Source organism: Calderihabitans maritimus, assembly GCF_002207765.1.
GTDB classification, from domain to species: domain Bacteria; phylum Bacillota; class KKC1; order Calderihabitantales; family Calderihabitantaceae; genus Calderihabitans; species Calderihabitans maritimus.
Map to the genome: position 1 here is coordinate 1 of NZ_BDGJ01000103.1, position 235 is coordinate 235.

Annotated in this window: 1 protein-coding gene; it reads right to left on the reverse strand. The window is 45.5% G+C overall.

The features are described from left to right. Nucleotides 1-8: 8 nt before the first annotated feature. Nucleotides 9-235: hypothetical protein (locus KKC1_RS16790; protein ID WP_238134259.1), on the reverse strand; the 227-nt coding region annotated here is incomplete at its 5' end.

Here is a 235-nt window from a genome sequence, read left to right on the forward strand (position 1 = left end):
CGGAATAACTACAATTGTCCAGGCCCGGTTATATCTTCACTATAAAAGTGACATTTTCTCACGATAATTAACCCTTTTTTAGGGTGACATTTTGCCAAGTTATTGGCAGTGTAGTATATTTTGGGTGGTACCCACATTCCCCGTCCTCTGCCTACCCTATCATGTCTCACAGGGTCTTTGCCCTTTACATTCCTTCGTCCGGCTTTCTGAGGACGGGCGGGGTATGCCGTTACTT